Annotated in this window: 12 protein-coding genes and 8 pseudogenes; 12 read left to right on the top strand and 8 right to left on the bottom strand. The window is 33.6% G+C overall.

Annotation, left to right across the window (positions count from 1 at the left end; translation table 11 throughout):
- Window positions 1-44: 44 nt before the first annotated feature.
- Window positions 45-320 (top strand): annotated as a pseudogene (locus O1Q06_RS02920) (helix-turn-helix domain-containing protein); the annotation flags it as partial.
- Between the two features lie 16 nt (window positions 321-336).
- On the opposite strand, the pseudogene O1Q06_RS02915 reads toward O1Q06_RS02920, so the two are convergent.
- A pseudogene (locus O1Q06_RS02915) lies at window positions 337-1,028 on the bottom strand (IS630 family transposase); the annotation flags it as partial.
- 87 nt (window positions 1,029-1,115) lie between these two features.
- On the opposite strand from O1Q06_RS02915, the pseudogene O1Q06_RS02910 reads away from it, so the two are divergent.
- A pseudogene (locus tag O1Q06_RS02910) lies at window positions 1,116-1,951 on the top strand (IS982 family transposase).
- 411 nt (window positions 1,952-2,362) lie between these two features.
- Here O1Q06_RS02910 and O1Q06_RS02905 read toward each other — a convergent pair.
- From O1Q06_RS02905 to O1Q06_RS02890, 4 genes and pseudogenes are all read right to left on the bottom strand, one after another.
- A complete protein-coding gene (locus O1Q06_RS02905) occupies window positions 2,363-2,875 on the bottom strand; it encodes a hypothetical protein (RefSeq protein WP_410542967.1) in 513 nt (170 codons plus the stop codon).
- Complete coding sequence (locus tag O1Q06_RS02900) at window positions 2,853-3,320, bottom strand: hypothetical protein (protein ID WP_410542966.1); 468 nt, start codon at window positions 3,318-3,320, stop codon at window positions 2,853-2,855. The genes O1Q06_RS02905 and O1Q06_RS02900 overlap by 23 nt, the downstream gene beginning before the upstream one ends.
- 371 nt (window positions 3,321-3,691) lie before the next feature.
- Window positions 3,692-7,804 carry an FxSxx-COOH system tetratricopeptide repeat protein gene (fxsT, locus tag O1Q06_RS02895; RefSeq protein ID WP_410542965.1) on the bottom strand — a complete coding sequence of 1,371 codons (4,113 nt, stop codon included), beginning with the start codon at window positions 7,802-7,804 and terminating at the stop codon, window positions 3,692-3,694.
- Between the two features lie 668 nt (window positions 7,805-8,472).
- Window positions 8,473-8,603, bottom strand: a pseudogene (locus tag O1Q06_RS02890) (IS5/IS1182 family transposase); the annotation flags it as partial.
- A 52-nt stretch (window positions 8,604-8,655) separates the two neighbouring features.
- Between O1Q06_RS02890 and O1Q06_RS02885 the strand changes: the two are divergent.
- The 4 genes and pseudogenes from O1Q06_RS02885 to O1Q06_RS02870 all read left to right on the top strand — a co-directional run.
- Window positions 8,656-8,811, top strand: a complete 156-nt coding sequence (locus O1Q06_RS02885; protein WP_410542829.1) for an IS630 transposase-related protein — start codon at window positions 8,656-8,658, stop codon at window positions 8,809-8,811.
- A 14-nt stretch (window positions 8,812-8,825) separates the two neighbouring features.
- Window positions 8,826-9,014 (top strand): annotated as a pseudogene (locus tag O1Q06_RS02880) (IS630 transposase-related protein); the annotation flags it as partial.
- A gap of 131 nt (window positions 9,015-9,145) precedes the next feature.
- A pseudogene (locus O1Q06_RS02875) lies at window positions 9,146-9,283 on the top strand (IS630 family transposase); the annotation flags it as partial.
- Window positions 9,284-9,364: 81 nt separating this feature from the next.
- Window positions 9,365-10,008, top strand: a pseudogene (locus O1Q06_RS02870) (IS982 family transposase); the annotation flags it as partial.
- A 7-nt stretch (window positions 10,009-10,015) separates the two neighbouring features.
- Here the strand turns inward: O1Q06_RS02870 and O1Q06_RS02865 are convergent.
- Window positions 10,016-11,021 (bottom strand): IS630 family transposase gene (locus O1Q06_RS02865; protein WP_410542743.1). Its coding sequence is split into 2 segments (ribosomal slippage): window positions 10,016-10,558 and window positions 10,560-11,021, totalling 1,005 coding nucleotides; the frame shifts between segments, so codons are not numbered across the junction.
- A 465-nt stretch (window positions 11,022-11,486) separates the two neighbouring features.
- On the opposite strand from O1Q06_RS02865, the gene nuoE reads away from it, so the two are divergent.
- The 3 genes from nuoE to O1Q06_RS02850 all read left to right on the top strand — a co-directional run bounded on the left by nuoE (window position 11,487) and on the right by O1Q06_RS02850 (window position 13,620).
- Complete coding sequence (nuoE, locus tag O1Q06_RS02860) at window positions 11,487-11,987, top strand: NADH-quinone oxidoreductase subunit NuoE (RefSeq protein WP_410542964.1); 501 nt, start codon at window positions 11,487-11,489, stop codon at window positions 11,985-11,987.
- Window positions 11,988-13,199 (top strand): tRNA guanosine(34) transglycosylase Tgt, encoded by a 1,212-nt coding sequence (gene tgt, locus O1Q06_RS02855; protein ID WP_410542963.1) that lies wholly within the window; start codon window positions 11,988-11,990, stop codon window positions 13,197-13,199.
- Window positions 13,200-13,302: 103 nt separating this feature from the next.
- Complete coding sequence (locus O1Q06_RS02850) at window positions 13,303-13,620, top strand: hypothetical protein (RefSeq protein ID WP_410542962.1); 318 nt, start codon at window positions 13,303-13,305, stop codon at window positions 13,618-13,620.
- On the opposite strand, the gene O1Q06_RS02845 is transcribed toward O1Q06_RS02850, so the two are convergent.
- Window positions 13,617-14,891: a M16 family metallopeptidase gene (locus O1Q06_RS02845; RefSeq protein ID WP_410542961.1), complete on the bottom strand. Its 1,275-nt coding sequence runs from the start codon at window positions 14,889-14,891 to the stop codon at window positions 13,617-13,619. The genes O1Q06_RS02850 and O1Q06_RS02845 overlap by 4 nt on opposite strands.
- Window position 14,892: 1 nt before the next feature.
- On the bottom strand, window positions 14,893-15,501 hold the full coding sequence (locus tag O1Q06_RS02840; RefSeq protein ID WP_410543140.1) for a superoxide dismutase: 609 nt from the start codon (window positions 15,499-15,501) through the stop codon (window positions 14,893-14,895).
- Between the two features lie 308 nt (window positions 15,502-15,809).
- Here O1Q06_RS02840 and O1Q06_RS02835 point away from each other — a divergent pair, with 308 nt between their 5' ends.
- The 3 genes and pseudogenes from O1Q06_RS02835 to O1Q06_RS02825 all read left to right on the top strand — a co-directional run bounded on the left by O1Q06_RS02835 (window position 15,810) and on the right by O1Q06_RS02825 (window position 17,944).
- Window positions 15,810-16,166, top strand: coding sequence for a hypothetical protein (locus O1Q06_RS02835; protein WP_410542960.1), 357 nt, complete (start codon window positions 15,810-15,812; stop codon window positions 16,164-16,166).
- 297 nt (window positions 16,167-16,463) lie between these two features.
- Window positions 16,464-16,811 (top strand): IS630 transposase-related protein, encoded by a 348-nt coding sequence (locus O1Q06_RS02830; protein ID WP_410542358.1) that lies wholly within the window; start codon window positions 16,464-16,466, stop codon window positions 16,809-16,811.
- Window positions 16,812-16,942: 131 nt separating this feature from the next.
- Window positions 16,943-17,944, top strand: a pseudogene (locus O1Q06_RS02825) (IS630-like element ISWpi10 family transposase).
- Window positions 17,945-18,085 lie beyond the last annotated feature (141 nt).

Below are 18,085 nucleotides of genomic sequence, written 5' to 3'. Positions count from 1 at the left end.
AATTAAGTATACGTAACAGCTCTTCTGGTTATGGAGTATAAAATGTGAAAAAAGAGAATAAATGCTCTAATTTTTAGATTACAAAGTAATAGAAAAGGAAGTAAGAAATCGTAGATTAGCAAAGGGATATACTCAAAAAGAATTAGCAAAAAAAAATCGGAACAACATATCAGGTAATACTGCAATATGAAAAAGGAACACGCAGAATTTCAATTAAGAAGTTATATGAATTAGCAGAAGCATTATCAACAACTGCTAGAGATCTAGTTTGCGGACAAGAAGTATTAAATGAGAAAGGGTATGAGGGAGAAGAGATAGTAATACCAATTCTCATTATTAATGAACCAAATAAGAAGCATAGCAGAGTTGTTTAACCGTGGAAGGGGAAAGAGAGGTAATAAATTTACACAAAGCGCATTCAAGCAGAACAATTGTATTGTAGATTTTATTGCGTAAAATGTTCTGTTTTATATATAACCAAAACCTCTCAACAGGATTGAGTTCAGGTGAGTATGGTGGTAGGTATATAATTTCGATATTTTTAGGTGCCTTTAAATTTTTTGACTTATGCCAACTAGCGCAATCCATCAAGAGAAAAGCCTTTCGTATTCCTAAATATTGCAACATCTGTTCAAGGAATATATTTATACAATCAGTGTTGACGTTTGGTGCAAATAAGCTAAAATTCTCTCCATTTCTGGGATTAACTGCACTATAGAGATAAAATTTTCCCTACCTAATTTTACCTTAACCTGTGTCCTACTGCCTTTTTTAAACCACCCATGTCCAACTTTTGAATGTGTACCAAACCGTGATTCATCGAAGAAAAATAGCTCTTTTTCAGAATGCATGACAATAGTTTCATTGAGGTTTTTTTTAAACTCCTCTTGCTTGTTTTTATCTTGTCCACTATGAACTGGTCTTGGTGTGATATATGAGAATTTCATTCTTTGCATATTACGATGTATTGCGGATTTGCTGATATTCAAACCAAATCTTTCTTGGATTCTTATTCTCATTTCTCTAATAACGCTAATTCTGGATTAAAAAGAGAATAGAAAAGTCAGGAGAGTAGGGTAAACTCAACAAATAGAAAAAAATAGATGAGGTTACCCATGGAAGATATAACAAAACTGTTTTGTCTGGTCGATGATTTTTGCAGAGATATAGAGAAAAATTTTGCAGATAAACTACTGCCAAACGGTAAAAACCCACAAGAGTGCCAGAAATTACACATTCGGAAATTATCACAATAATCCTCCTGTATCAGCAATCTCCCTGTGAAAATTTTAAGGCTTTCTACCTGCATTACCTAACATTGCTCTACAAATCAGAGTTTTCGAAGTTGCCTTCATACACTAGGTTTGTTGCTCTAAAGCCCAGGGTTTTGTGGCATTTAGCCATGCTATTACAGTGCCTTTGCGGATGGTCAGAACTTACTGGAATCTCATACATAGATACAACTCCTATTGCAGTTTGCCATGCAAAAAGAATATCAAGAAATAAGGTTTTTGCTGGAATTGCAAAATTAAGCAAGAGTACATATGGCTGGTTTTTCGGCTTTAAACTACATTTGATAATTAACGAGAAAGGTGAAATTCAAGCTTTTACGCTTACAAGAGGTAATGTTGACGATAGAGAGCCTGTAGCAAACCTAACTAAGAAATTAACCGGTCTTTTGTTTGGTGATAAAGGCTATATTAAAAAAGAGCTTTTCCAAGAGTTGTTTAACCGCGGTTTGAAACTTGTTACCAAGGTGAAAAAGGGGATGAAAAACACATTAATTTCACTACATGAAAAGATTTTGCTGAGAAAAAGGTCGATCATTGAGACGATTTTTGGCTACCTCAAAAGTAGACTTGAAATTGAACATACTCACCATAGATCTCCCGTTAATTTCTTGGTTCACATCTTTTCTACTCCCATTTCCTATACTTTCTTCCTTCCTTAATCCAGAATTAGCGTTACAAGGTTTTCAATTAGTCTCTCAATATAATTATTCCTTTCTTCACCATAACTCATACGTTGGCAGTGTAAGATCACATCAGAAACCAGCTCGTAGTGAAGTTGATCACTCCTAGCTTTTTTAGGAAGGGCAATATTAAACATATGTTCATTTATAACAGCAAATAAGTAAGAAATTAAATGTTGCCTATCTTCAAGAGTCAAAAGTCGTTCATAGGCCTTACGAATTTTAACCCTTAATTGTGATTTCAGTGAGCATAATTTTTCCTTATCATTCTCACCAGATGAGCTTTTCCCGCGTAGGAGAGGATGAATACTGAAAAGTGGATATACTGTATTGGTTTCGCTGCTTCTAAGGTAATTTATTGGACGTTGTTTATGAGATTGCTGCTCTTGGCTACAAGCACGACTTGAACTTTGAGAATTCTTTTTTTTCTACAGAAAACTTTTGTATATCTTCAATGAGCCTTGCATCATTAAAAATACCACGATTAGTATTTATCAAATCAACAAGGATTAGGATAACTTCGTCTTCAAGAGCATAGACAAGTTCACGGGTTTTAAACTTATTTCCAGCAATATATATTACAAGGTTGTTAACTAGTCTCTTGATATAATTATGCCTTTCTGTACAAGAACTCATATATTGGCAATATAAGATCACATCAGAAATCAGCTCGTAGTTAATTGTCTTAGGTTGACCTTTTGTCGGAACGACAATGTCAAGTATATCTTCACCTAGATAACCAAATAAGTAAGAAACTAAATATTGCCTCTTTTTATAAAGAGCCCAACCTTTATAAAGAGTCGAACCTTGTTGATAGGCATAATCAACTCGAGACTTTAATCTGGATTTTAAAGTTGATAAGTCATAGCTCTGCTTCTTATCAGTAGATGATTTTTTTTTCATAAATGCTACCAAGTACCCTTGATATTGGATCCATCGTCCCTACAGTATAACTGGCAGCAAGGAAACTTATCTTCTGTCCTATTATTAAGGAACTTAGCTGTTCTCCCAAAAGTCTCTTATCATTATCAAGATTTTGACTCTGGACCGGAGTGCTCATTTCACCACTTGTAGAATAACTTGATTGTACAAGATTAGGGTAGGATGAATAAATAGTATTAGGAGTTGGATAACGTTTGATATTAGTTTGTTGATCGGAATAGGAGGATTCTTGTCCATCTAGTGCCAAAGTACAACGTTCTACCGATCGACGTGCTGAATTGCCATACTTAGTAAGATTCGTAGAGTGACTAGCATCATATGCACCTAGAAAGCTTGAGGTGCTATAAGAAGAGCTTGGGTTCACCCCATTTTGAGAAGATAGTTGTCTGTGTTTGTCGTCACTCATAGTATTAACTCCGATTTGTGTTAGTAATAAAGTATGCGAGAAAAAGCTATTTTTGCCTATAATTAGTGAACTAAGAGGATTTACAACCTATCTCGTTTTGCTCCAAATAATAGTTAGAAGTGCAAGTAATACTTTGGTATTGTATTGTTCCTTGTCCTAGTAGTCAAATTTTAATTTAGTTAGAGCTTGTCTACAAATCAGTAAGTTCAAGCATGTTTCCTTTTTAACATATCTTAACTTGTCTTTTACTTTTTCAATGACATTACTTGAATTTAATTCACTATCAGCATTTATTACATTTAATATTTCTAACCATTTTTTGTATTTCATAATTTTTACTCTAAATTTTATAGTTATTTAATATTAGTACCTTACAAAGGAAGGTTTCCACAGCTTCTTGGACCAGCTACATTTACACTTTCCATACTGCTAGACGGTGCAAGGTTTTTTAGCATTTTTGACAACTCAGTTGCAATATCTCTTTGTTTACTGGCTATAGCAACTTGTAGTAATGTATGGCCTTGATAATTACGAGCATTGGTAACTGCTATGAAATCATCTGCTTTCAAACTACGTAGCTTGCTAATAATTTGAAGATTACCTTTTTTTACACCTTCAAAAAGCTCATTAGTGAAACTTAGTAACTTTCTAATGTCATCATTTTTAGCAAGATCAAGAGGTGTTTTACCTTCCTTATTTTTGATGTTATAAACTGCACCATATTGCAACAGAGATCTAGTAACTTCTATATTAGAGGCAATATGTAATGCTGAGGTTTCACCTGCAGTTGTTTGTGTATTAATAAATTGGCCTAACTTATCAGAATATTTATTTTTTACGTGAGCTAGTAAAATCTTAACGGCTTTTGTGTTTCCTTTATTTGAAGCGATATGTAAAGGTGTATTACCTTTATTAGTCACTAAAGTAGGATCAGCTCCGTTTTCTAAAAGAAGCTGTGCAGTATTCATATGACCATTATGAACAGCCCAGTATAGAGGAGTTCCCCCTCCATCATTATCTCTTGCATTAACAATTGCTTTTTCCTCCTTAAGACATTTAAAAGCCTGTTGATGATTTCCTCTCTTTACAGATTCAAAGAGATTTTCTACTAAATAAAATAGCTTTTTGAGCTCATTATCTTTAGTAAGTTCTAAAGGCGCTTTATTGTCTTTATTTTGAGTGTTATATATTGTACCATTTTCCAATAGAAGTCTCACAGCATATAGGTTGCCTCTCTCAGAAGCAACATGTAGCGCTGTGCTACCTTTGGTAGTTGTTTTAACATTTATGAAGTAGTTAAACTTAGCAGGACTAAGTTGTCTAGCATATTCTAATAATAGTTTAATAATTTCATTGTTACCTTTGGAGCTAGATATATGTAATACTGTATTACCCTTTTCAGCAGTAACTTGAGTAATATCAGCTCCCTTGTCTAACAAAGAGATTACAGCTTTTATATCATCATCATTAATAGCAGAATGTAATGTTATACGGTCATCTTCTCTTCTACTAAAACCACCTTTATGTGTTTGAAAATCAACATTTGTAGTCAGTGTCTTTAACACTTCAATAGTTTGCTTGGTGGTTAAGGTATCTGGGTGATCAGGACCTAAAATATTTTTTCTCTTGTTGTAAACCTCATTAAAGGCTCTAAGGGCCTCATCGTATTTACGTTGATCAAAGAGCAGTCCTGCTATATTATGTTGAGTAGTTAAAGTGTTTGGATGCTCTGAACCTAAAACATCTGGTCTTTTTTGAATATTAAGAACCTCTTGATAAGCCTGTAGAGCTTTATCATATTTACGTTGTCTAGAAAGTACAAGGCCGATGTTACTTTGAATAATCAAAGTGTCTGGGTGATTATGACCTAAAATATTCTTTTTTTTATCATAGATTTCTGTATACAAATAAAGAGCTTTGTCATGTTTGCCTTTATCTAAAAGTATACCCGCAATACTATTGAGAGTAGTTAAAGTAGACTCGTGATCAGAACCCAGAATATTTTTCTTTTTGTTATAAACTTTTTTATATAGCAGAAGAGCCTCATCATATTTACCTGTGCTTTCAAGTGTAAAAGCAGTGTTATGTAGAGAGACCAAGGTATGCGGATGATCAGGGCCTAAAATATCTCTTCTTCTTTTGCACACATCGTCATGTATAGAAAGAGCTTTATCATGTTTACCTTGCTTTTCAAATACTAAACCTATATCATTTAAGGTGGTCAAAGTGTCTGGGTGATCAGGACCTAAAATACTCTTTCTTTTATTATAAGTCTCGTTATAGTCAAGTAGGGCTTCATTGTATTTACTGTGCTGCAAAAGTACTGTGGCTTTATGATAGAGAGTGGTTAAAGTATCTAGATGATCAGATCCTAGTTTTCTAGATAACAATTTGAACGCCTGCCCTCCAAAGAAACAACCCTCTTCATATCTAGCATCAGCACTTAACGCAATAACAACTTTGTATGGCAGTTTGCTAAATCCTCTTACTAGTTTATCATATTTACTTGCGTAATTCCAAACATATAAAGCATGATTAACGTTACTTTGAATTACATCATCTGTCAATAATCTCAAAGTCTTATTTAAAACTTCTAATTCTTGTTCCTTCAAGTTTATTCTTGTTACTTGCTGCACCAACCTATGAACATTTAATGCTGTTCGCTCATGACTTGAGCTTACCATTGAATATTGCTTTAGTAATTTAATAGCAGACCCTAGATCTTCTTTATTGCTTATTAAGCTAAAAAACATTTTTGTCGAAATGTTATCAGGTGCAAAATAAGCGATTATATTCATAATTTCTATCGCTTTATCTCCATTTTCTATCTGCTTTATACTGTCTAAAGTAATTTTCCAAGCGGCAAGAGCTGTTTTAGTATAGGTGTTATCACTATCCTCCGGAAACTGAAAATCAAGCAATTCTCTCGTTTTCTCTTCATATCTCTTTAGGTAATCATCAACACTAAATCCTGAACCTAAGTTTTTTAATTCTTCGTTCTTTACTTTTATATATGCTACCGCTTGCTGTAATGCTAAAGGAAGGTATTGAAGCCTTTCTGCTAACTTTATTACATCTTGCTGTTGCTCATTATTTTCTAGTTTTAAAGCTTTTTGAATAAACTCAATTGCTTCTTTTAGAGTGAATACATCCAATTCAAGCAACTTTACATTTTGTGGCCATATTTTATTACGTGATGTTACCAAAATATGTGGCTTATTCATATTCTCTGGTAAAGAAGGTAAAAACTTATCTATTCCATCATCATCTTCTCTTTGACTTCTATATTTCTCAGCATTATCAAAAACAAAAAGACTCTTTCCCTTAGAAAAGAACCTATATACATCTTCAACTATAGACTTTATATCTTTTTCTTTTCCATCTCTATTTTTTAGACTAATTCCTAACTTATCACATGCCAATCTACGAAAAGACTCTGAAAGAGTGTTTTGATTTTCAGCATTTATCCATATAACCTTGTTATCATAATCTTGGCTGTACTCTCTAATGTATTTCCTCGCTAACTCGCTTTTTCCTACTCCACCAAGACCACTTATTGAAACAGATTGTGATACTATAGCACGGCCACCATCCATCATTGCTTTATGTAAATTATCTAGCTGTTCAATTCTTCCGGTAAAAGAACTTACTGGATCTCTGACGTTAAATAAGATAGGCAGTCCTCTTTTTGCTTCTTCAAAAAACTCTTTTCCTTCTTCATATGATAAAAACCTTCCTCTTTCCTTTCCCTGTAGCCACCTTAACATTGTTATAAAGAATTTATTATATGTATTCTCTGTTGTGACTAAATCTAAGTCTTCACCTATTTCATCTTTGATAATTTTGCCTAGCTCTTCTTCGTTAGGTTGATTTATTGCAAATACTAAGTGGTTGAGGAAGTCTTGTATTTCTTCGTCACTAATTAGATTACCATGTTTCAAGTTTTTGTCCAGTATTGGCTTTAACTTTGAAATAAGTCCTTGATTAAAGCCATATCTTTTACTTGCGCTATTCTTAATATCAAGAACACAATCAAGACCTTCTATATTTTTAACCTCTATTCCATTTCTTTTTAGGTCTAGCAAATCTAAGCCAATGTTAGTACATATTATTACGTTTTCTATTATACCATCTTGAAACAACTTACTCTTCTTAGCATCTCTGTAAGAAAAGAAATATTTGGCTAAATTATAGTTATTGTCATTTTTTCCAAGTAAATCATCTAATGTAATCTTCTTAGATTCATCTAATTTATGTTTTGCCTGCAATAGACGATACTTTATTTTACCATCTTCAATATACTGAAATACCAGATCATCAAACTTTCCAGCTTCTTTTACTTCCGTAGCTAGAAGAAAGGAATACTGATTAGAAACACCACGGTAAAGAAATAGCATTAACAACTTTAACTGATAAATGTTACCGTGTACTGGATTAAGTCTTTTTTCTTTACTTATTTCTTGCAATTGTTTCTTAGTAAGCATGTTTTACCTTCTCTGTTTTATAACAACTTCAAAAGAATCATTTAGGAAATTGTTAGGCTTCTTTAACAATACCAGTCATGTAATATTACACAGAACACTTTCCAGTGCAACAAAATTTATAGCTTTTAAGGAGTACAATTTGATTTAAAAATCACAGTAAAATCTCTGTTTTGGTTATCAACAATTAAAACATTTTAAAAACACACCTCTCTCTACTGTCAAATTAAATTCTTTTATTTACTTGTTTACTCTATGAGTATCTCTAAATTGTTGAAAAATACCCTATATTGTAGAGAAACAGAGAACATTGTTAATGAATTATGTAAAAGTAGAGAGTTTTTATGAAAAATAATTGAGGTAGAATTCTCTATTTGTTCTGGCTTAAAGTTCTCTGTTTTTGAAGGATTTTCTTGATTATGTGTTGAAGATGGTAAGTGGTTTGTTGTGGTGGATTGGTGGACCTTACCATACTTTTCGAACTTCTTCTCTGTTGCGTTATGTAAAATAGCTAAAAATGCCTAATTTAGACACTTTTTGAGTAGCTTTACTTAACATAAAAAGCCCTATGTGTTTGAGAATTTGAGAGAAATGAAATAAAAAGAATATAGACCTACTGCGAAAAGGTATGGAATTAATTGAAGCATGAGTTAGGTCAACAGCAGGATCAATTAAAACTCATGTTTGAGGTTTACCAGACCAGCAATTATGTAAAATCTCATGTTTTCTGAAAATTGCGATAGGTATGCGACATGATTTTAAAAACCTTAATTTCACGAATTTTATGCTCTACTATCATTCTATAGTATTTCCTAAAGTAAATGATAAAGGTATAATAAAGTATTTGAGTTATAATGGCATATAGTGTGGATTTAAGGGAAAAGGCAGTATTGATGATAGAAAAAGGGAAGACAAAGGTTGAGATAGCAGAGCTCATGGAGATAGGAATAGCAACGCTGTACCGCTGGTTAAAAAAGAAAGCTGCTGGTGAAAGCCTAATGAAAGCCTAAAGCCATCTAAAAACGGTAGCTTTATTCGAAAAATAGGCCCAAAAATACTCGAAGAATATGTTACAAAGAATCCAGATCATACTCTGGCAGAGATGAAACAAAATCTTGGATTTGGAATAAATTCAATTTGGTATAGACTAAAACAGGTAAAAATTACTTTAAAAAAAAGTCACACTATATCAAGAGCGCAATCAAGAAGATAGGCAGCAATTTATTGATAAAATCTCAAAAATAGACCATTCCAGCATCTTATACCAATTCCCACTATGTAAAGAACAGATAGACAATAATGGGAAAGAAGTGATACTAGAGTAGATAAAATAGAGAGGTATAAATAGCATTAAGGTCAAAACTGTTAGACGAAAAAGTTGTAAATTTGGCGAAAGAAATGTTAAAAAAGGTCAGAAATAACGCATATGTTTCAAAAAAGTTACAAGCGGTGATAGCAGGAAAAGAAAGTAGTATAAACGCTAATTCTGGATTAAAAAGAGAATAGAAAAGTCAGGAGAGTAGGGTAAACTCAACAAATAGAAAAAAATAGATGAGGTTACCCATGGAAGATATAACAAAACTGTTTTGTCTGGTCGATGATTTTTGCAGAGATATAGAGAAAAATTTTGCAGATAAACTACTGCCAAACGGTAAAAACCCACAAGAGTGCCAGAAATTACACATTCGGAAATTATCACAATAATCCTCCTGTATCAGCAATCTCCCTGTGAAAATTTTAAGGCTTTCTACCTGCATTACCTAACATTGCTCTACAAATCAGAGTTTTCGAAGTTGCCTTCATACACTAGGTTTGTTGCTCTAAAGCCCAGGGTTTTGTGGCATTTAGCCATGCTATTACAGTGCCTTTGCGGATGGTCAGAACTTACTGGAATCTCATACATAGATACAACTCCTATTGCAGTTTGCCATGCAAAAAGAATATCAAGAAATAAGGTTTTTGCTGGAATTGCAAAATTAAGCAAGAGTACATATGGCTGGTTTTTCGGCTTTAAACTACATTTGATAATTAACGAGAAAGGTGAAATTCAAGCTTTTACGCTTACAAGAGGTAATGTTGACGATAGAGAGCCTGTAGCAAACCTAACTAAGAAATTAACCGGTCTTTTGTTTGGTGATAAAGGCTATATTAAAAAAGAGCTTTTCCAAGAGTTGTTTAACCGCGGTTTGAAACTTGTTATACCAATTCTCATTATTAATGAACCAAATAAGAAGCATAGCAGAGTTGTTTAACCGTGGAAGGGGAAAGAGAGGTAATAAATTTACACAAAGCGCATTCAAGCAGAACAATTGTATCGTAGATTTTATTGCGTAAAATGTTCTGTTTTATATATAACCAAAACCTCTCAACAGGATTGAGTTCAGGTGAGTATGGTGGTAGGTATATAATTTCGATATTTTTAGGTGCCTTTAAATTTTTTGACTTATGCCAACTAGCGCAATCCATCAAGAGAAAAGCCTTTCGTATTCCTAAATATTGCGACATCTGTTCAAGGAATATATTTATACAATCAGTGTTGACGTTTGGTGCAAATAAGCTAAAATTCTCTCCATTTCTGGGATTAACTGTACTATAGAGATAAAAATTTTCCCTACCTAATTTTACCTTAACCTGTGTCCTACTGCCTTTTTTAAACCACCCATGTCCAACTTTCGAATGTGTACCAAACCGTGATTCATCGAAGAAAAATAGCTCTTTTTCAGAATGCATGACAATAGTTTCATTGAGGTTTTTTTTTAAACTCCTCTTGCTTGTTTTTATCTTGTCCACTATGAACTGGTCTTGGTGTGATATATGAGAATTTCATTCTTTGCATATTACGATGTATTGCGGATTTTCTGATATTCAAACCAAATCTTTCTTGGATTCTTATTCTCATTTCTCTAATAGTAATATTGGGGTTTTCCTCTATCCACAACTCAATTCGTTCAAGTTGACTTTGGTTCAATATAGTTTTTCTACGGCGTTGAGGTGGAGCAAATAATTTTTCTTCTCTTCCAAATTTTATGTGCTTTATCCATGTAGTAATTGCCTTTCTCGAAATGCAACATATTTTTGCTACAGCTGTTATACTGTGCTTTTTTGCTGCAATTACAGCATTTAGTTTTTTTGCAACATACGCATTATTTCTTACTCTCTTCAGCATCTCTTTTGCTGATTTCACCACTTTTTCATCCAATAATTTTGATCTTAATGCCATCTAAACCTCGCTATTTTACTTACTTCAGTATGGCTTTTTTCCATTATTTTCTATTCGTTGCTTGTATAGCGGGAATTGGTATGAGTCCATAAGTAACTCCATTTCCTTCAATCAACCCTACGTTTACTGGGTTAAAACCTATCGCTTCTTTAACTTTCAGTGTAGTTGTATTAACTCTAAATAATCTACTTAATATAGACATAATTATATTTAAAATTTTAATAAAACGCTATTATGATTATTTCTATATGTAACGTCAATAAAATTTTAACTAAAATTAAGAAATTAATACCTTTATAATCTGCAAAGCGAAATATGGAAAATGAGTAGCAGTAAAGAATTCACAAATTGAGTGCACGAGCAATACCACTCTACAGATATAATATTGTAGAGCTCAAAAAACCAACAATTGCAATTGTTAACTCTTCAAGTATAATTTGTTGAGATTTACACGAACTTTATTAGATGAAAGAGAAAGAAGAACAGTTTAGTTTTACATCAGACAATCTCAGAAAAGCGAAAAAGTCTATAGAGATGTATCCTAAAGGTAGAGAAGGTAGTGCCGTCATGCCTTTACTATACCTGGTTCAAGAACAATGCGGATGGGTTCCTGAATCTGCCATGCGCTGCGTTGCTGACATGCTTCATATTCCACATATTCGTGTATATGAAGTGGCAAATTTTTACACCATGTATAATTTAAAACCAGTAGGTAAATATCTCATACAAATTTGTAGAACAACTCCTTGCTGGTTGTGCAATAGCGAAGAAGTGTTAAATACCTTTAAAAAGAAACTAGGAATCAATATCGGTGAAACTACTAAAGATAATCTATTTACTTTAAAGGAAGTTGAATGTCTTGGTGCATGCGTTAATGCCCCTGTGGTGCAGATCAATAATGACTTTTATGAAAAACTCACTCCTGAAAAAGTGGAAAATATCATAGCAGAGCTTTCAAGCAAATAGATGGAAAAGTTTTCGTTTAGAATAACCAAGCAATCAGGTTCTGCAAGAGTTGGCACAATTAAAACTCCAAATGGAAACATAGAAACACCAGCATTTATATTTTGTGCAACCAAAGCTGCCATTAAAGCTGCAGATATCGAAAGAATCAGAGAAGCAGGTACTCAGATAATACTTTCCAACACTTATCACCTAATGCTTCAACCTGGAGAGGATACTGTGGCAAAACTTGGTGGCTTGCACAAGATGATGGGATGGAGTGGACCAATGCTCACTGATTCTGGTGGATACCAGATATTTAGTTTAGGGCACGGGTCAGTTTCGGAAGAAATAAAGGGAATAAGACAGAAGCAAAAAACTCTGATCAAAATTAACGAAGATGGGGCAATTTTTCGTTCTTACATAAATGGTAAAACTTATTGTCTCACTCCTGAAAAGTCTATACAAATTCAACAAAAATTAGGTGCAGATTTAATCCTAGTTTTAGATGAATGTACTCCATTCCATGTCAGTAAAGAATACACAAGAAAATCAATGCTCATGAGCCATAGATGGGCTGAACGTTCTTTAAATGAGTTTGAAAAAAATAATGATGGCAAACAGGCGCTGTATGGAATTAGCCAAGGCGGAGTGTATCAAGATTTACGTGCAGAAAGTTGTGACTTTATCAACAATTTGCCATTTTTTGGTCAAGCAATAGGTGGATCGCTTGGTCAGAGTAAAGAGCAGATGTATAACGTAGTTTCCTTTACTATGGAACGTTTAAAAAAAGAGAGGCCTACTCATTTGCTTGGTATCGGTGGAATTGTGGACATTTTTCGTGGAGTAGAGCTTGGTGTTGACACATTTGATTGTGTGCATCCAACTCGCCTCGCAAGACATGGTGGCGCACTTGTTAAAGTAAAAAACAGAGATTCTATTTCTTCAAAGCGTAAAGAGCATATTAATTTGCGAAATCAACGATTCGAACTAGATGATAACCCGATTGAAAATGACTGTTTGTGCTTTACTTGCAGAAAACATTCAAGAGCCTATATACACCATTTACTAAAAGCGAAGGAATTGCTGGCTTACACACTCGTTACCATTCACAATGTTTTCTTCATGAATAAGTTGATGGAATCAATAAGACAAGCAATATTGAATGATAGGCTAGATCAGGAAAAAAATAATTGGATTAGTGAAATACCGCTGCATTGTGAATTATATACCTAGTTCATATTTTGCACATGTGCGTTGCATTTTTTAATCTTCTTTAAAAACTTGACAGTACCGTATATATACGGACATACTAGAAGTATAATTTTGTGAGGCATTTATGGTTAAAAATAAAGAAAAACATCAAATAGCGTTTTGCGTTTCAGCCTTTACACTCTTAGCTGGTTTATCACTGATCGCAATTGGAATTGCAGTGGGTACTGTACCTGCTATAGCTTCTTGTTTAGTGACAGGAGGAATTTTAATTGCCTTGTCTATTGTGCAATCAGTAGAAAGCTATTTATTTTTACAAAACAGCGAAAAAACTTTCAATAAAATGATTAGTGGTATACACGATGGACCAGAAAGCAAACTTTTTATAGAAAGGATTTTGCAACCATTCATTGAACTTTTTAGTGAGCATAAGCAACATAACTAAAGTACACTAAGTATAGAAACCACTTTATCGTAACTTGGCAGTGAATTAATTTCTCCAATCGCAGCTAAAGTAATTTTTTCATGCTGAGATAGCAATTCTTCTGCTGCTTTTTTTATATCGCAAATAGTAACAGCACTAATTTTTTCTATTAATTCGTTTTTACTGATGTATTTATTATAGTTGCCGTAATAGTGGCCTAATGTTTCAGCGCGTGAGCTAACACTTTCTCGTGACATTAAAATTTGAGATTTTACTCGTTCTTTTACTCTATTTACTTCTTCTTCCTTTAAATCATCTGTAGACAATTTCTTCAACTCTGTCGTTATAGCTTTCAAAAGCTTATCTAGATTACTGCTATCTGTACCAGCAAAAATCGAAAGCATTCCTGTATCAGCATAGCTAGAGTTGAATGAGTAAATGGAATAAGCAAGCCCCTGCTTTTCTCTTACTTCCTGAAACAGGCGTGATGACATGCCACTTCCCAGTATGGCATCAAGAACTTTGAATGTGTGATATCTATTATCATCACGAGAAACACTAGGTAGACCAATTAATAAATGTACTTGATCTAATTTACGATGTTCTAAATACTCACCACCGGTATAACTTGCATTCTCGCTTTTTTTCAGCTCTTTTGAATGAATCTTTGAGAGAAAGTCTTTGATTAATTGAACAACCTCCTCATGTTCAACATCTCCTGCAACAGCAAATATAATGTTCTCGCCAAAGTAATGCTCATTTATGTAGTTATCTAGATTAGCTCGAGTAAAAGATTTGACAGTATCTTGCGTACCCAAGATTGACCTACCAAATGGTTGATCTTTATAAGCTGCTTCAAAATACTTATCAAAAATGATATCGTTCGGTGAATCATTAGTTTGAAAAATCTCTTGTATCACAACACCCTTTTCGCGTTCCAATTCATCCTCTGGAAATGTAGAATTTATTAATATATCTATTAATATATCAATGCCAGTTTTTATATCTTTTTTAAGAACCTTTGCATAATAACTGGTGCTTTCTCTACCGGTGCAGGCATTGAAGGCTCCACCTATGTCGTCAAAAGCTTTTGCAATTTCAAAAGCAGTTCTTGTCTTTGTTCCTTTGAAAGCCATGTGCTCTAGGAAATGAGATATTCCATTTTGACTTGCACTTTCAGCTCTACTGCCAACACCAACTCGTATATTTAAAGCTACGGAATCAACTTCATGCACTCTCTCAGTTATTATGCGCAGACCATTATCTAGTTTTGTTACTTGTGGTATATTCATCTTATATATTCTTCTTTAAATTCTCTTCTACAAAATTCCAATTGATCAAATGATCAAGAAAAACTTTTATGTAGTCAATTCTGCGATTTTGGCAATCCAAATAGTATGCATGCTCCCATACATCCATAGTAAGTAGTGGCACTTGGCCATAAATTAGCGGTAGATCCGCATTTGGAGTTTTAGTGATTTTGAGTTTTCCTTTTTCAAGCACTAACCACACCCATCCACTACCAAATTGGCTTACTCCATAATGTGAAAATTCTTCACAAAATTTGTCAAAGCCACCGATATCATCTTGAATTTTTTTTGCTAGAAGACCATCATCTTTAGGTTTACCACCACCATTTTTTTTCATTGAATTCCAATAAAAAGTGTGATTCCAAACTTGTGCTACATTGTTAAAAATAGGAACTGTATTATTATTTCCATGAACTTTCGCTACTAATTCCTCAATTTCCATATGTTGATAATCTGTGTTTCCAACCAGTTCGTTGAGTTTATTTAAATATCCCTTATGGTGCTTATCATAATGAAAATTCAATGTATTTGCAGATATGTAAGGTTCTAAAGCTGCTTTATCATATGGCAGCTCAGGTAAAGTAAAACTCATGTTGACCTCTTTATTTTCGATGGTATGGTAATATGTGCTTTTGCGCAACAGATAATTTAGTGATGTTTGTTGCAGTTATTCTAAAATAATCTATACCGACAAGGTAACTATTTTTTTATTTTTAGAGGGTTAATATTCCAAGTTCATATAGTAATTTTAAGAAATATGTTAAATTCGGAGATGTTCCTACCAAAAGTGTTGGATGTAACAAAATTCCACAAAATAGTTTCTATAAATTCGTTTACCTTATCAACAGTGTTGTTTGGCCAGTGAAAAATGTAGCTCTTGGTAGTTACCAAAATCCTTCTATGATTCAGACTACTACTTTTGCGTTAGCTAGTGTAGTTCTGCAACCTTTATATCTAGCATTGGCGTATTTGCCATACTGGCCGGCAAAAGGATTAGCGAAAGTAGTAGATAGTTTTGATCTTAAGCGTAACACAAAATCGTTCATAGATTATTCATCCATGTTGTCACGTGAGACATGGGACCATAGTAGTGCATTATCTAAATTTGTTAACACAGTTTTGAGTGATGTTGTTAGTGCTGTTATTTGGGCTGCTACGCTCGTTGTTACGCCACTCATTTGGACTAATGATAAAGTAGCAAGTAAGTTTAGTGATGCAAACGCCGAAGGTGTTGGTAGTCCTTCTTTGTCAAAATAGATAGCCTACCAAGTGCATGTGAAACCATTGTATCTGTGTGGCAAAATAAAGTAGACGAGATAAAGACACCTATAGAAGCAAGAGGATGTCATGCAAGTAGCTGACACTGGCATCCCGATAGAATGTTGGGGAGTGTTAAATAAACTGTGTCAAACCGAGAAGTAAAGTAATAAATTGATAAAATGGAGGTTTGATACAGTTTATTTAACACTCCCTTTCGAGCAAGTTCTTTCAATCGAAACACTATAGTATTTCCTAAAGTAAATGATAAAGGTATAATAAAGTATTTGAGTTATAATGGCATATAGTGTGGATTTAAGGGAAAAGGCAGTATTGATGATAGAAAAAGGGAAGACAAAGGTTGAGATAGCAGAGCTCATGGAGATAGGAATAGCAACGCTGTACCGCTGGTTAAAAAAGAAAGCTGCTGGTGAAAGCCTAAAGCCATCTAAAAACGGTAGCTTTATTCGAAAAATAGACCCAAAAATACTCGAAGAATATGTTACAAAGAATCCAGATCATACTCTGGCAGAGATGAAACAAAATCTTGGATTTGGAATAAATTCAATTTGGTATAGACTAAAACAGGTAAAAATTACTTTAAAAAAAAGTCACACTATATCAAGAGCGCAATCAAGAAGATAGGCAGCAATTTATTGATAAAATCTCAAAAATAGACCATTCCAGCATCTTATACCAATTCCCACTATGTAAAGAACAGATAGACAATAATGGGAAAGAAGTGATACTAGAGTAGATAAAATAGAGAGGTATAAATGGCATTAAGGTCAAAACTGTTAGACGAAAAAGTTGTAAATTTGGCGAAAGAAATGTTAAAAAAGGTCAGAAATAACGCATATGTTTCAAAAAAGTTACAAGCGGTGATAGCAGGAAAAGAAAGTAGTATAAGCGCTGTGGCAAGAATATGTAAAATTTCAAGGACTGCTTTGACTGAATGGATAAAGCATCTAAAATTTGGTAGAGTAGAAAAATTATTTTCCCCTTCTCAGCGGCGAAGAAAAAGCAAATTAAACAAAAATCAACGTGAGCAAATTGAAATATGGGTAGAAAGAAATCCAAATATTACTATTAAGGAAGTGCAAATAAAAATCTCAGAGGAATTTGGCCTAAACATTAGCAAATCAACAGTGCATCGTGAGATACAAAGGATGAAGTTTTCTTATATAACACCGAGGCCAATTCACCATAAACAAGATAAAAACAAGCAAGAAGAGTTTAAAAAATACTTCAATAAAATAGTCAATTCCCACCCTGAAAAGGAGGTATTTTTTTGATGAATCACGATTTGGAACTCATTCAAAAATCGGACACGGATGGTTTAAAAAAGGGGTCAGAACGCAGGTTAAATGAAAATTGGTAGACAAAATTTCTATATCTACAGTGCGGTAAATCCAAGAAGTGGTAAGAAAATTAGCCTACTTGCTCCATATGTAAACACTGATTGTATAAATATATTTCTGGAGCAGATGTCGAAAGATTTAGGCACGAAAAAAGCCTTTCTTGTAATGGATTGTGCAGGCTGGCATAGATCAAAAAGTTTGAAAATTCAGAAAAACATTACCATTATATACTTGCCTCCTTATTCACCAGAACTGAATCCTGTTGAGAGGTTGTGGCAATATATCAAACACAATACTTTACGCAACAGAGTCTACGATACCATAGGCTTACTTGAAGATGTTCTGTGTAATTTTATTGTCAGTATTTCCAGTGCTACTATTAAACGAGTTTGTAATGTTTCTTATTTGTTCGATTAGTAATGGAATTTGGTATAATATCTAAAATGGGTAACGATTTAAAACTAGAAGCTAGAAAAGCAGCTCAAGATGAAGTAAAAAAATAGAAGGAAAAATGCTAACTTTAGCTGAAGAGAAAGCTAACAAAATAGCTACCGAAAA

The organism is Wolbachia endosymbiont of Tetranychus urticae, from assembly GCF_046529255.1.
Lineage (GTDB): Bacteria > Pseudomonadota > Alphaproteobacteria > Rickettsiales > Anaplasmataceae > Wolbachia.
This window is presented reverse-complemented; position numbering and strand designations above follow the sequence as displayed.